This is a genomic window from Nocardia blacklockiae, assembly GCF_015477355.1.
GTDB lineage: Bacteria > Actinomycetota > Actinomycetes > Mycobacteriales > Mycobacteriaceae > Nocardia > Nocardia blacklockiae.
The window spans coordinates 248,574-262,932 of sequence record NZ_JADLRJ010000004.1; the positions used below are offsets into that span (position 1 = coordinate 248,574).

The window sequence follows — 14,359 nt, forward strand, 5'->3', positions numbered from 1 at the left end:
CTGCCAGAACGGGCGTGCGCTACCAGGATAGCGACTGCCCGCAATAGCCCGCGCTTGCAATTAACCCGCGTGTGCAATTATTGTCGGCGCTTGTAATGCTCGTACGCAAGATGCTGTGGAGGCCCCGTCCATGCCGCTCGCACTGTTCGCCCTGACGCTCGGGGCATTCGCCATCGGCACCACCGAATTCATCGTGGTCGGCCTGCTGCCGGACATCGCCGACAGTTACGCCGTCACCATCCCCACCGCCGGATGGCTGGTCACCGGGTACGCGCTGGGCGTGCTGGCCGGCGCGCCGATCATGACCGGGCTGGGCACGCGGGTGTCCCGCAAGCGCATGCTGCTGGTCAGCCTGCTACTGCTCATCGCCGGGAACGCCCTGTCCGCGCTCGCGCCGACATTCGGGCTGATGCTGACCGGGCGGATCGTGGCCTCGCTGGCACACGGCGCGTTCTTCGGCATCGGGTCGGTGGTGGCCGGCAACCTGGTGCGCCCGGACCGCCGCGCCGGAGCGATCGCGATCATGTTCACCGGACTCACCGTGGCCACCGTGCTCGGCGTGCCGCTGAGCACGCTGCTCGGCCAGCACTTCGGCTGGCGGCCGGCGTTCGCGCTGGTGGCCGTGGTCGGCGCGGTCGCCTTCGCGGGTGTGGCGGCACTGGTGCCCGAGCAACCCGCGCCCCGGGACGCGCGGCTGCGTCACGAACTCGCGGTCCTCGCCAATCCCCAAGTGCTGCTGGCCATGGCGATGACGGTGCTCGGCTTCGGCGGCGTCTTCGCGGCCATCACCTATCTCGCGCCGATGATGACCGAGGTCACCGGGTTCGCGGACAGCTCGGTCACTTGGATCATGGTGCTGTTCGGGCTCGGCTTCCTCATCGGCAACCTGATCGGCGGCCGCTACGCCGACCGGCACCTGATGCCGATGCTGTACCTCACGCTCGGCACGCTGGCCGTGGTGCTGGGCCTGTTCACGCTCACCGCGCACAACAAGATCGCCGCCGCGGTGACGGTCGTCCTGATCGGCGCGCTCGGCTTCGCCACCGTGCCGCCGTTGCAGAAGCGGGTGCTCGACCAGGCGGCCGGCGCGCCCACGCTGGCGTCGGCGCTCAATATCGGCGCGTTCAACCTCGGCAATGCCCTGGCCGCCTGGCTGGGCGGGCTCGTCATCGCCGCCGGCTTCGGGTACACCGCGCCGAGCTGGGTCGGGGTGCTGCTGTCCGGCAGCGCGCTGGGGTTGGCGGTGCTGTCGGGCGCACTGGAACGGCGCGGACGGTCGACCGTCGGCGAGAACGCGGAAGAGCTTGTGGCCGTGCGGCAGTGAGGACGCCGGTGATCCGTTCGGGCAGCGGCGGCCGGGGAGCCGAATCCCCGGGCGCCGCGCCGAATCAGTACGCCGAGAAGACGTTATCGATCGACCCGTAGCGATTGGCGGCGTAGTTGCAGGCCGCGGCGATATTGGCGACCGGGTCGAAGATGTCCCACGAGGTGCCGTCCACGTGGAAGGCGACGAAGGTCGGATCGATGACCTGCATGAGCCCCTTGGACGGAATCCCGGCCGCGGCATTGGAATCCCAGAGGTTGACGGCGGCCGGGTTACCGCCCGACTCCCGCATGGCATTGCGGTAGATGCCGTCGTAGGTGGCGGGAATGCCGCGCTGCCCCAGGATGTGCAGGGCGTTGCGAATCCAGCCGTCGAGGTCGTCCGGGAAGATCGGCGGCAGCAGCTGCGGGATCGGCTGCGGCATCGGCTGGACGAGCTGCTGCAGCTGGTCCTGCTGCGCCTGGGGCAGCTGCCGCTGCCACTGCGCCGCCTGCTGCTGCACCTGCTGGGCGGGTTCCTGCAGCTCCACCGGGACGCCCGCGATGGGAGTCTCGGCGTAGGCCTGCGCCGGCACGGCGAGGACGGCGGCGAAAGCGGTGAGCCGCAACAGTTTTCGTAAATGCATGGGGAGCTCCGACAGCGCGCGGGTACCGCGGCGCCGGGTGCCGGCGTCGTCGAGAGGCGCTGTTTTCTGTTGTGACTTGCGTTGTGGGATAAGAGGATTCAGTTGTCCGCGAACAGGGCGCGGTGCACCGCACGCCGACCAGAGGCCGGCGACAGAGGCGGAGCCGTAGCGGCGGATGTTCGCTGGAGCACGGTCACCGCACGCGACAAACAGACTTGCGGTCTGTTTTCTGGCACGTCACAGACTGATTGCGAAAGGTGAACGCAATCTGAACTCCGAGTGAACTTAAAGTTCTATTCACCTGAGAAAAATCCCCGGAGCAGGGGCTACCGAGATCTCGAGCACATCACACGCGCGAGACCCCGGTAGCGAAACATCGGTTGCCCGGACGTATCGGTACGCCGGAATCCGCTTATTCGACGGTGACCGACTTGGCGAGATTGCGCGGCTTGTCGATGTCGTACCCGCGCGCCTGCGCCACCTCGGCGGCGAACACCTGCAACGGCACCGTCGACAGCAGCGGCTGGAAAAGCGTTGGGGCGGCGGGAATTTCGATGAGGTGATCGGCGAACGGCCGCACCGTGTCGTCGCCCTCCTCGGCGATCACGATGGTGCGCGCGCCCCGGGCCTGGATCTCCCGGATATTGCTGAGCAGCTTGGAGTGCAGCACCGCGCGGCCCTTCGGCGAGGGCATCACCACGATCACCGGCAGGCCCTCCTCGATGAGCGCGATCGGGCCGTGCTTCAGCTCGCCCGCGGCGAATCCCTCGGCGTGCATGTACGCCAGTTCCTTGAGCTTGAGCGCGCCCTCGAGCGCCACCGGGTAGCCGACGTGACGGCCCAGGAACAGCACCGTCGGCACGTTCGCGAACTGCCGGGCGATCGCGCGCACCTGCGGCGCGGTCTCCAGCACCCGCTCGACGAGCTTCGGCATCGCCTCCAACTCGCCGAACTCGCGCGCGACCTCGTCGGGGTATTTGGTGCCGCGTGCCTGCGCGAGAGCCAGCCCCACCAGGTAGTTGGCGGTGATCTGGGCGAGGAACGCCTTGGTGGAGGCCACCCCGATCTCCGGCCCGGTGCGGGTGTAGACCACGGCATCGGATTCGCGCGGGATCTGCGCGCCGTTGGTGTTGCAGATGGCCAGGACCCGCGCCTTCTGCTCCTTGGCGTGCCGCACCGCCTCCAGGGTGTCGGCGGTCTCGCCCGACTGCGAGATCGCCACCACCAGCGTGGAACGGTCCAGAACCGGGTCGCGGTAACGGAATTCGCTGGCCAGCTCCACCTCGACCGGCACCCGGGTCCAATGCTCGATGGCGTATTTGGCCAGCAGGCCTGCGTGATACGAACTGCCGCAGGCGACGACGAAGACCTTGTCGAACTCGCGCAGTTCCTGCTCGGCCAGGCGCTGCTCGTCCAGGACGATGCGACCGTTGGCGAAGTGCCCGATCAAGGTCTCGGCGACGCCAGTCGGCTGCTCCTCGATCTCCTTGAGCATGAAGTAGTCGTGACCACCCTTCTCGGCCGCGGCCAGATCCCAGTCGATGGTGAAGGGGCGGGTAGGCACGCCGTCGTTGCCGTCGAAGTCGGTGACCTCGTAGGTGTCGGCGGTGATCACCACGGCCTGGTCCTGGCCCAGTTCGACGGCCTCGCGGGTGTGCTCGATGAAGGCGGTGACATCGGAGGCGATGAACATCTCGCCGCGGCCGACGCCCACCACCAGCGGGGTCGACCGGCGCGCGGCCACGATCGTGCCCGGATGGTCCGCGTGCGTGAAGACCAGCGTGAACGCACCCTCCAGCCGACGCAGCACGGCGAGCGCGCTGGCGACGAAGTCACCCGCGGTCGGCCCGGCGGCGTAGGCGCGCGCCACCAGGTGCACCGCGACCTCGGTGTCGGTGTCGCTGCTCAGTTCGACGCCGGCGTCCTCGAGTTCGTGGCGCAGCGGCGCGAAGTTCTCGATGATGCCGTTGTGCACCACCGCGACCTTGCCGGTGGCGTCGCGGTGCGGGTGCGCGTTGCGGTCGGTGGGCGCGCCGTGCGTGGCCCAGCGGGTGTGCCCCATGCCGGCGGTGCCGGTGAAGCGGTGGATGCCGGTCTCGGCGAGTTCGGCCTCCAGATTGGCCAGCCTGCCCGCCTTCCGTTCCACCGCGATGGCGCCCGCGCCGTCCAGGATCGCCACTCCCGCGGAGTCGTACCCCCGATACTCCATGCGGCGCAGCGCGTCCACGACGACGCCGAGCGCGTCCCGGTACCCGACGTAGCCCACGATTCCGCACATGGTGTGTCAGCGTACTTGGCGGCGCGACGGCGAGCGACGGGGCCGGAGGGCCGGTGTGAGCTGGGCTACCTGGCGTGATCACGGGCGCTCGATCGGGCGCGCGAGCCGTCACTTTCGCGCGTGCGACGGCGACTCCGGGCCGGGTGAAACGCCGAAACCCGGCCGTCATCCGATAAGTTCGTCCCCGTGTCGGCGTCTGTGAAATCGCTCCTGAGCAACCTCAGCACCCCCGGCCCGCACCGGGTCCTGCGCGGCAATCTCGGCATCGCCGGGCAGCCGGGCGTGGTGTACACCCCGGAGCAGGGGCGCAACCTGCCCGCGGTGGTCTTCGGGCACGGCTGGCTGGCCGGCGTCGGCAGCTATCGGAAGTTGCTGCAGCACCTGGCCTCCTGGGGTTACGTCGCGGCCGCACCGGACACCGAGCGCGGCCCGATCCCGTCGCACCTGAACCTCGCGACCGATCTGCTGACCACCCTCGACATCTGCACCGGCGTGCGGCTGGGCAACGGCTCGATCAGCGTGCACCCCGACAAGCTCGTACTGGCCGGCCACGGCATGGGCGCGGGCGCCGCGGTGATCGCCGCCGCGCAGCGCCGGGTCGCCGCGGTCGCCGCCCTCTTCCCCGCCCCCACGGCCCCCGCGTCGGAATCCCTCGCCCCCGACATCGAGGCGCCCGCCCTCATCCTCGCCGGCGACGACATCGACTCCGTCGCCTCCAACGCCCTGGCCCTCACCACGGCGTGGGGCGGCCCCGCGATCCTGCGCACCGTCGACAAGTCCACCCACAACGGCATAGCCGGCGGCCGCCGCGCCCTCGCCGCCCTCGGCGCCGCCAAATACGAACCCAAAACCGACCGAACAGTACGCGCATTGTTGGTCGGCTACTTGAACTATCGAATCCTCGGCGACAAAACCTACAAAGCCTTCGCCGATCCGGAGGAAACACTCCCCCGCACGACACTCGTGGACCCGGAGACCTTCGGCAAGGAGGAGCCGGAGGCGCCGTCGAAACTGCAACTGCTCCAGGCTGTGCAGATGCTACGAAAGTAGGGAATTCGCGAGCCCGTGGATCACCCGCTCCGCCGGTTCGGATCGTCGATCTTGCACGTCATGAGGGCTGCCGGTACGGTCGCCGAAGGGGGCGGGGAGCCGGTCCGGTCCCGACGCACATCGAGGTACCGGTACCGAGAGGACGCGATGAGCAACCGGGGACGCGTGGTGCGCGGTATAGGCATGGCGGCCGGCACGATTCTGCTGCTTTCCGCCTGCAACTCCGGGGACGATCCACAGCCGTCCGCGAACTCCAACCCCTCGGCCAGTCGAATTGCACCGGCTCCGACGGCATTCGATCCCTGTTCGGGGGTGCTGCAGCCGGTGCTGGATTCGGAGCAGCTGCACAATCAGCAGGTGGCCAACTCCGACAGCAATGGCGGAATTCAATGGCGGGGATGTCAGTGGGTGCAGTCGGACGGGTATTCGGTCTCGATTCGGACGACGAATATCACGCTGCAGATGGTGCGGGAGAATACGGGCTTCCAGGTGGTCGAGGAGTTGTCCATCGGGGGGCGGGCGGCGGTGGTTTATCGGGACCCGGAGATCACTGCGACGGCGCGGGAATGTGCGCTGAATTTCGAACTGCAGGGCGGCAGTCTCGAGTTCTCGTTGAGCAATCCGGCCTCGAACCGGAAGACCGGGAACATGGACACCTGCGAAATCGCCAAGGGGCTCGCCGAGAAGACCGTGCCACTGGTGCCGGCCTCCGTGTGATGCCGGGCAACCCGGTCGGTGCAGATCGGGGTCTAGAGGGAGGATCCGAAGACCATGGCCGCCAACGATGACCCACGACCGCTGGCGGGTCTGATCAATGAAGCGAAAGAAGGACGGCTGACCGTCAGCTTCAACGCCGATGTCCGCCTCAACGCTGAAGAGTTCGCCTACATGGAACGGGATTGCCAAGCCTTCAAGGACGCGATCAGAAGTCTTCAGCAGATCGCGATGAGCATTTCCAAGCAATCCAAATGGGGCCTCGGCGAGGATCAGAAACTACTGACCTCCGCACAGATACTCGTGCACCGATTCCGGGCGAAGGCCGCGATCGTCGACCCCGCCACGGATTCGGAAAACAACATCTTCGACATACTCGAAGAGCACTACAAGGCCGTGGACAACATCCAGGAACTGCATCGCACCATTGCGCAGAAATTCATGGAAACCGACCAGGATTTCGCAGCACGCTACAACGAGGTACAGGCGAGTATGCCGAAGAGCCAGATCACCGCACCCGTCCAAGGGCCGGGGGTCCAGACGGATGAGAAGTGGAAATGACCTTCTCCAATGAGCGCCCGCGGATCGAGGGCGGCGAGAATCCCGACAACATCGAGCACTGGGACATCTACCGGGCGTTCAACCCGCAGGACACCACGGATGCCAACGACGCGGCCGGCAAATTCACGACGATAGCCACGCAGTGGAATGCCGACGTCACCATTTTCGCGGCCCGACTGCAACGTTCCAGCGCCGCGGCCTGGGACGGCCAGGCCGCCGAAGCCTCCCGGGAGGCGGTCCGCAACTACACCCAGCGCGCCGTCGACCTGACCCCCACCCTCCAGTCCCTGGCCCGGCAGGTGTCGACGGCGATCACCGGCATCACCAACACGAAAAAGAATGTCGCGGAACCCAATTCCGGTGTGGGCTGGAACATCTTCAACCCCAAGGGCTGGAGTATCGGCGATTGGGACGGCCCCCGCTCGCGAGACGGCATCAGCGAGGCGCGCGACAAAGCCCGGGCGGCCATGCGCGATCACTATCTGGTCGATTTCAAATCCGCCGATTCCCAGATCCCCGAACTGCCCCGAGCGGTGAATCCCACCAGCCCGCTGTACAACTGGCAACCCGGCACCAGCGGTGTTCCCGGTCCCAGCACGGCGGGCGTGCCGGTGACGCCGGGTACTCAGCCGGACAGTCCCGAAGGCACCGCAGCCCAGCCCACAACGCAGGGCCAGGATTCCGGTACCGCGCAGGATTCGGGTTCGACGGAGCCCGCGGCGACCAATTCCGCAGCGGCCACGGATGATTCGGCCGCGACCACACCCACCGGCGTCGACCCCAACGCCGCCGCGACCCGCCCCAGCAGTGCGGGCGGGAGCGGCTCAGGCGGCATTCCCGGCGGCGGTCTCGGCGGCCTCACCGGTGGCAGCACACCGGGCGGCGGTCGCAGCGTGCCGGGTGCACCGGGCAGCGGAACCGCCGGCAATGCGGCTGCCGCGGCCGCCCGCGCCGGGGCCGCGGGCATGCCGGGCACGGGGATGCCCGGCATGGGCGGCGCGGGCGGCAAGGGCAAAGGTGAGGAGGACGAAAGTACTCACGCCATCCCCGACTGGCTCAAGAACATGGAGAACGCCGAAGAATTGCTCGGCGAGGTTCCGAAAACGATCCCCGGCGGGGTGATCGGCGGCGATTACGCCGATCCCCGTCCGCCGGACAAATAGCGGGGTGGTGCGGGAAACCGCGCCGCACCGCTCCAGCATCTCGCCGCTCCCGTCGACGACCGTTCCGGTGACGCGGCACCGCTTTTCGCACGATGGGAATTCCGCATGGCCGAATGGGATTGGGACCCGGACGATTTCGCCGTCCTCTGGTACGGCGAGGGACACGATCGGTTTCCGCGGCCGCTGGCCTACACCAGCCGGTTTCCGACCAACGACGAGGTCGACGCCCATCGCGTCGCCGTGCGAAATCGCTACGACGCCGACGAAACCGAACGCATCCACCTCGCTTTCCACACCCTCGCGCACTCGGAGTTACGCATCGAAATCCTCGGCGAATCAATGACTCTCGGCCGGGGAAAGCCACGCGAGTACCGCGTCGTCGGCGCCCGCACCCCGTACGACGCCGTCATGCTGACCCAAACGGCCACCCCCGACACCCACGGCCGCATCCGCTGCCGTCTGTTCCCCACCGAGCAGCTCGCGCCCCGGCTCGCACACATCCTGCCCGCCTTCCGTGCCGGAAACGCCGCCCCCGAAACCTTCCACCTCGACGACGTGCGCGACCCCACCGCTACCCGCGACCACGGACACCACAGCCCCGGCGCACGCCTCACCCGCTTCCTCGACCGCCCGATCGACGGCGGCGGTGTAGCCGGCCTGCGCACCGGCCCGATCCACCACCGCCCGGAACCCTGGCACGTCGCCCAATGGCTAGACTTCCCCGAAGACGGCCGCTACCTGCAACAACGCACCCGAGAACACCTAACCGTCCGCCCCGCCGCCACCCCGGACCTCACCACCCTGTTCACCAGCTGGATCGACAACGCACTACACCGCCTACACAACCCGGAGGCCGTGCGCTGGTAAGCGCGGCCGCAGCAATCTGGGAGCATGGGGAACCCAGCGGCCGTAGCGCACGTCAAACCTCATCGAACAGTCACGCGGTCCCGGAAGTTCGCGCGTGGTGACGAAGGGCGATGAGGTGGCGGGTTTTCTTCAGGTGGATATCGACGCGTTGAGTGCGGCTGTGCGGTCGCTGCGCGATTCGGAGCAGGTGTTGAACGATGCGTTGGGGGTGATGGCGCGGGGTGGGCACGGGGATATCGGGACGCCGACGTTGAACGACGCGGCCGACAGTTTTCAGCGGCGGTGGCATTTCGGGGTGCAGCGGATCGGGGAGGTGTCGCGGAGTACCGCGGACGGGATCGCGCAGTGCCGGGATGCTTATCAGCAGGTCGAGCAGCAGTTCGCGGAGGTGTTGCAGCAGGCGGTCGCGCCGGGCGGCTCGACGGCTCCGGAGACCGGGGTATGAGCGAGAATCCTTATCCCAACCTGGGTTTCAACCCGGTGCCCGGCGCGCCCGACGACGTCACGGGGATGCGCGGGCAGATCAATACGGCGTTCGAGGCGGTCAAGGAAACCAACGACCTGCTCACGAGACTGCGCAACAGCAACGACTCGGTGTGGCAGGGCGACGGCGGCGAGGCGTTCCGGTCGCATTTCGACGCCACGCTCGCGCAGGACCTCGGTTATGCGCAGAGTTCGCTGGAACGGGCGGTCACGCTGCTGGGCGAGTGGAATACCGGCCTGGTCGGATTCAAAGACACCGCAAGCGGGCTGGAGACCGAGGCCGCCGCGGCGCGCGCCCAGCACGCGCAAGCGGTCACCGCTTTGCGGCAGGCACAGGCCAATCCGGATCTCGGCCTGGCGAATATGACGTTCACCGACCAGGATCAGCTCGCCGCCGCGCAATCCCGGCTCGACGCGGCCAACGCGCAGGTGCGCTCGGCCAGCACCACCGTCGACAATCTGCAGGGCCAGATCGATTCGATCATCCAGCGCGCCCACGACCTGGAAACCGAGCACGGCAACTTGGCCCGGCGCATCGCCGGTGAATTAGACACCGCCGCAAAGGATTTCGCGCCGAGCCCGCCGGACAAGAGCATCTGGGACCGGATTTCCGACGCCGTCGAGGGCATCGGGAAATTCATCAGCGACCACCGCAAGGAGATTCACGACATCCTGGCGGGCGTCTCGGCGGTCACCGGGCTGCTCGCGCTGGTCACGCCGCCGCCGGCGGACGCGATATTCGGGGTGATCGCGCTGGTGTCGGGGGCCGGCGCGCTCGCGACGGACTTCATGGATCCCGAGGTGCGCAGTGCTTTCGGCGACGTCTTCCACGGTGATTTCAACGGCGACGCGCTGAAGAAGATCGGGACGACGGTCGGCCTCGATTCGCTGGCGGTGCTGCCCGGCGTTGGCGGCGCGGTCAAAGGCGTGGGCGCGCTGCGTGAAGCCGGCGAACTCGGCCCGGCGGTGCGGTCCTTCGCCGAAGGGGCACAGGCTCCTACATTCATGTCCAAGCAGCTCGACAAGATTCCGCGGCCCGGCGAGGCGACGGTGTGGCTGCAAGACTTCAGCCAGGGCAGCAAATGGCAGCCGGGCACGGCGCTCTCCGGTATCGAACTGTTCTCCCGTTCCGCCAAGGCGGGCCTGGGGCTGGAAAAGATCGGGAGCGTGTTCGGCAGCGATGGGTGAGACCACAGTCGACGTCTGGATCCCCGACGGCTATCTGGCAATGCCGCTGGCGGATATCGATCGCACACTGGCCGTCGTGCGGAATCTGGCGGAAGACCTGCCGCCCTCCGAGGCGAAGGACATGACCGAGGCCCTGCTGCCCGCGGTGGCCACGCTGCTCGGCACGCTGGCCGCGAACGACACCAGATATTGCGGCGTCGGACGGCATGCCGCGCCGACGGGCGGACTGGTGACCTCGTGCGTGACCGTCTGCGTGTACGAGACCGGTAAGACCCCGATCAATCCGAGATTGGCGCTGAAGGAACTCGTCTACTCGCGGCGGGACCTCGACGAGAATTGGGTCAGCGAGCCGATCGATATCGCCGGCAGGCCCATGATGTTCTCCGAACGGATCGCCGAGCTGCCCGCGCCGGAACTACCCGGCATTCCCCGCGCCGATTCCGCCGCGCGAACCTATCAGCTGGAGGCCGTGGTGCCGGCCGAGGACGGCAGCGCCGTCGCGGCCGTCGAATTGTCCACCGCCGCTGTCGAACTCGGTCCCGCATTCCGGAAGATGGTCTTCGACATGGCCATGTCGGTATCCTTCCGGCCCGCACTGCCGTCGGCCGCCCGCGCCGGTTACCTGAACCTCTAGGAACTCATGATCGAGACGCAAGCACCCGCGCCCGCCATCTCGTGGCCCGCCACCCGGACCGCGGCGCGCAAACACGCGGTATGGCCTTGGGTGGCAACGGTTCTCGGGATCGTGAGCGTCCCGGCGTGCGTGGTCGCGATCGGGCTGAACGAGCCGAGCCGCGCCGAGGCCGTGCGCAAGGCCGCGGGCGCCGGTGCGGTCGTGTCGGTGGTGCTGTTCTGCGTCGGTGTTCTCGGCGTCTGCATGGTGTGGATCAGGCGTCGCAGGGTGCGCAGCGTGCGGCGGCATCCGTGGACCACCTACCCGGTGCGCTACCTCTCGACCGGCCGGTACGAATACGTCCAGTTGCTGGCGCCGCACGGTGAGGTGCTGACCACGCTGCTCCTCAGCACTTGGGCCTGGGACGTCGGCAAACTCGTCGATCACACCACCCGCGAGCTGTGGTTCGCGGGCGATCCGCAGCACTACGGAGTGATCTCGCGGCCCGGTGGCGGCGATCTGCGTTATGCGTACCGATCGCAGCCGCCGAAGTCGGCGGAGATCGCCTACCCGGACGACACGTACCCGGGGGCTGCGGCCGACGGACACGAATTGGCGCGTGGTAACGGGCAGACCCGGATGAAACCCCCGGAAGGCCACCCGCACAATCCGGTTCGGCACGGTCGGTTGAGTGATCCGGATTATCCGTCGCCTCGCAAACTTCGCCGGGTGCTGGCTTTCGTAGTGGATGTGGCGATTCATCTGGCGTGCGGGATCGGGGGTGGGATCGCGGCCAGTCCGGGGTTTTCCGCTGCGGCTCTGCGGGCGGCCGACTGGAAGCATCTCGGCGTGAATACCGGTGCGGTGGTGGGGCTTTGGTTGCTCGCTTCTTTCGTGAACCGGGTGGTCGTGCAGGCGGTATTTCATACCACTGTGGGCAAGGCGCTGTTCGGGCTGGTGATCTTGCGGCCCGATACCGGCAAGCTCCCGGGCTTCGGCAGGCTGCTCGCGGCCTGGCTGCTGAACGTCTATCTGCCGTTCGCGATCGTGGGCAATGGAATCGGGCCGGATCGGCCGGAGGACTATTTCATGCCCGCGGTGCGGCGGCGGGACTACCGGCAGGCGGGGTCGGGCCTGGCAGGGCGAGCGTCTGGTCTGACATGATCGTACGAACGCGGCCGGCTGCGCAGCGGCGCTCTGGGGATCTGATCGGAAGAAGGAGGGGGCCGTGCTGATCGACCCGCAATCCGTACTGAACATGGCGCAGGCGCTGGAACCCGGCACCGACGCGACACTCAACCACGCCACGCAGATCGCCGACGTCGGATTCGACGCGAGCCACGCCGGCCAGGACTACCAGGCCGAGGGACAGAAGCTCGCCACCGGCGTCGAGAACATCGTCGGCATGCTCCAGTCGTGGTCGCAGGCATCGGGGGCGACGGTGGACGCGATGCGGCAGGCGGTCACCGCGATTCAGGCGCAGGAGCAGCAGAACACGGACGGGCTGGGGACCGGGTCGGCATGACGAACCCGCAGCAGTATCACGAGGTCTACCAGGCCGGTTTGACCTCGACTCAGCTGGCTCTCGGGCGCTTCCTCAAAGAGGACGGCAAGAGCAGTTTCGATTCGGCCATTTGGAAGGACAAGCCGAATCTCACCGCTACCGACGTCAACAAGCTGCTGGATCAAGGCGCGTCCGGCCTCGAATGGTTCCGGCTCGCCTTGGTTCGCTATCACCGAGTCTGGGGTCTGATGCAGCTGCCGGGCTTCGATCATATCGATGTGCCCGCTCTGACGATGGCCGACAATGAGTCTGTCGGCGCGGAGCGGATCGATGCGACTGTGGAGCCCGACGTTGAGATTCGGCGGCTCGAGGACAAGTACTACAACCAACAGCGCAGCATGAATCTCGAAAGTCTGCGCACGCTTTCGACAACGCTGCAAGGAGCCGCCAAGGGCACGGATACACATCCGTCTGCCGAAGACATCACACGCGATCTGAACGGAGTAGCCACTGCCGTACCGGAGGTATGGCAAGGCAAGGGAGGCGTGGCAGCTACGGACCATCTGGCCGGCTACCACGCTCACGCAAGTCAACAGACCCAGTATCTCCAGGCTGTCTCGGCGGCGTTGCAGGGTTTGCCGGAAGTACTTCTGCAGATCGTCAAGGACAAAGCGACCTTCATCGCCGGGTTCGATACGCCGCAATGTCCTGTCGCCGGACACGCCATGCGTCTCGACGGTGCCGAAGATCCCGTGAGTCCGATCATCACGGTGGCCTCAGGAGATAACGATTGGCTCGGTAGTCACACCCAAACCGTAATTCAGCAGTTCCATTTACCCGACTTGAATACGAAGGATAATTTCTCGAAGTTTCAAGAAGTATGTAAAGACTGGCTGATAAATCACTTCGGGCCTGCGGTTAGGGAAGCGTTCAAAGCCTTTGTGCACGAATGCGCTCTTGCTGACTATTACATTCGCCAGGCCTACAAGCCCGTGACGACTCTGCTCGACAGCCACGACACGACGCCCTTCCCCACACCCGGCCAACCGTCCACTCCCGGCCCCTCAACACCGGGCCCTTCCACGCCGGGACCATCGACCCCCGGTCCCTCGACCCCGGGTCCGAGCACCACACCGGCGGCAACAACCCCCGCCGCGACGACCGCCGCGTCGTCCACGCCCGATCTCAGCTCCGTACTCTCCGGGCTCAGTCAGCTGTCCGGTGTCGGGCAGTCGCTGGGGCAATCGGTGACGCAGGGGATCAGTGCGTTGTCGAGCCAGATTCAGCAGGGGCTCGACGGAATTCTGGGGCAGCACAATGCTTCTCAGCAGGATCCGGCCGCGGATCCGAACAATTCCGGCGGGGGTGGGAAGGACGGTAAGCCCGCGGCGGAATTCGATGTTGCCGGCAAGCATATGAAGATCGGGTTGGGGCCGCACGGTGAGTTGCAAGTGGAGATGTCGGACAGTGACGGGCACGGCAAGACGTACGAGTTGAAGCTCGACGAGCACGGCGAGCCGGTCATTTCTACGGAGGAGCACTCGGCGGGCGACCCGAAGCAGGATCCCCGGCCGACGCCGACGGATCCCGCGCCGGGCGATCCCAGCGATCACCGGCCGGGTGACCAGCAGCCCGGCGACCAGCCCCCTGGAGATCGGCGTCCCGGCGATCAGCCTGGACAACACCAGCCCGGCGATCCCGGCGGACAACACCAGCCCGGCGACCAACCACCCAGCGGCCAGCACCAGCCCGGCGACCAACCACCCGGCGGACAACCGCCCCGTGGACAACAACCCCCACCGGACCAACTCCGCGAACAACCGCCCGCCCCCGATCAAGGCCAGCACGCACCCCCGCCGGGCACCATGCCGCCACCGCGTGCCCACTCCGAGGGCGACCGCAACGAACCGCGGGCCGCGCCACCCGCACCGGCGCAACCCTTCGACAGCGGCGCGGAACTTTCCGAAGCAGGGCCGCTGTAGGCCCGGG

General features: G+C 67.3%; 14 protein-coding genes. 12 read left to right on the forward strand and 2 right to left on the reverse strand.

Features of this window, described 5'->3' with window-relative positions; translation table 11 throughout:
• Positions 1–130 precede the first annotated feature (130 nt).
• On the forward strand, positions 131–1,324 hold the full coding sequence (locus IU476_RS14135) for an MFS transporter (protein ID WP_195100287.1): 1,194 nt from the start codon (positions 131–133) through the stop codon (positions 1,322–1,324).
• 64 nt (positions 1,325–1,388) lie between these two features.
• On the opposite strand, the gene IU476_RS14140 is transcribed toward IU476_RS14135, so the two are convergent.
• Both IU476_RS14140 and glmS read right to left on the reverse strand, forming a co-directional pair.
• Positions 1,389–1,949 (reverse strand): transglycosylase SLT domain-containing protein, encoded by a 561-nt coding sequence (locus IU476_RS14140; RefSeq protein ID WP_195100288.1) that lies wholly within the window; start codon positions 1,947–1,949, stop codon positions 1,389–1,391.
• Positions 1,950–2,361: 412 nt separating this feature from the next.
• Positions 2,362–4,227: a glutamine--fructose-6-phosphate transaminase (isomerizing) gene (glmS, locus tag IU476_RS14145; RefSeq protein ID WP_195100289.1), complete on the reverse strand. Its 1,866-nt coding sequence runs from the start codon at positions 4,225–4,227 to the stop codon at positions 2,362–2,364.
• A gap of 186 nt (positions 4,228–4,413) precedes the next feature.
• On the opposite strand from glmS, the gene IU476_RS14150 reads away from it, so the two are divergent.
• From IU476_RS14150 to IU476_RS14200, 11 genes are all read left to right on the forward strand, one after another.
• Complete coding sequence (locus tag IU476_RS14150) at positions 4,414–5,277, forward strand: alpha/beta hydrolase (RefSeq protein ID WP_195100290.1); 864 nt, start codon at positions 4,414–4,416, stop codon at positions 5,275–5,277.
• Positions 5,278–5,424: 147 nt separating this feature from the next.
• Positions 5,425–5,994, forward strand: coding sequence for a DUF3558 domain-containing protein (locus IU476_RS14155; RefSeq protein ID WP_228823657.1), 570 nt, complete (start codon positions 5,425–5,427; stop codon positions 5,992–5,994).
• 54 nt (positions 5,995–6,048) lie between these two features.
• A complete protein-coding gene (locus tag IU476_RS14160) occupies positions 6,049–6,552 on the forward strand; it encodes a hypothetical protein (RefSeq protein ID WP_195100291.1) in 504 nt (167 codons plus the stop codon).
• A complete protein-coding gene (locus tag IU476_RS14165) occupies positions 6,549–7,715 on the forward strand; it encodes a WXG100 family type VII secretion target (protein ID WP_195100292.1) in 1,167 nt (388 codons plus the stop codon). The genes IU476_RS14160 and IU476_RS14165 overlap by 4 nt, the downstream gene beginning before the upstream one ends.
• Before the next feature lie 105 nt (positions 7,716–7,820).
• Positions 7,821–8,582 (forward strand): ESX secretion-associated protein EspG, encoded by a 762-nt coding sequence (locus tag IU476_RS14170; RefSeq protein WP_195100293.1) that lies wholly within the window; start codon positions 7,821–7,823, stop codon positions 8,580–8,582.
• Between the two features lie 97 nt (positions 8,583–8,679).
• Positions 8,680–9,027, forward strand: coding sequence for a hypothetical protein (locus IU476_RS14175; RefSeq protein WP_195100294.1), 348 nt, complete (start codon positions 8,680–8,682; stop codon positions 9,025–9,027).
• A complete protein-coding gene (locus IU476_RS14180) occupies positions 9,024–10,253 on the forward strand; it encodes a hypothetical protein (RefSeq protein WP_195100295.1) in 1,230 nt (409 codons plus the stop codon). The genes IU476_RS14175 and IU476_RS14180 overlap by 4 nt, the downstream gene beginning before the upstream one ends.
• Entirely contained in the window at positions 10,246–10,887 is a 642-nt protein-coding gene (locus IU476_RS14185) for a hypothetical protein (RefSeq protein ID WP_195100297.1), read from the forward strand. Before IU476_RS14180 ends, IU476_RS14185 begins: the two co-directional genes overlap by 8 nt.
• Positions 10,888–11,016: 129 nt before the next feature.
• Positions 11,017–12,030 (forward strand): RDD family protein, encoded by a 1,014-nt coding sequence (locus IU476_RS37050; protein ID WP_195100298.1) that lies wholly within the window; start codon positions 11,017–11,019, stop codon positions 12,028–12,030.
• 64 nt (positions 12,031–12,094) lie between these two features.
• Positions 12,095–12,391 (forward strand): hypothetical protein, encoded by a 297-nt coding sequence (locus IU476_RS14195; protein ID WP_195100300.1) that lies wholly within the window; start codon positions 12,095–12,097, stop codon positions 12,389–12,391.
• Positions 12,388–14,352, forward strand: coding sequence for a hypothetical protein (locus IU476_RS14200; RefSeq protein ID WP_195100302.1), 1,965 nt, complete (start codon positions 12,388–12,390; stop codon positions 14,350–14,352). Before IU476_RS14195 ends, IU476_RS14200 begins: the two co-directional genes overlap by 4 nt.
• Positions 14,353–14,359: the final 7 nt, after the last annotated feature.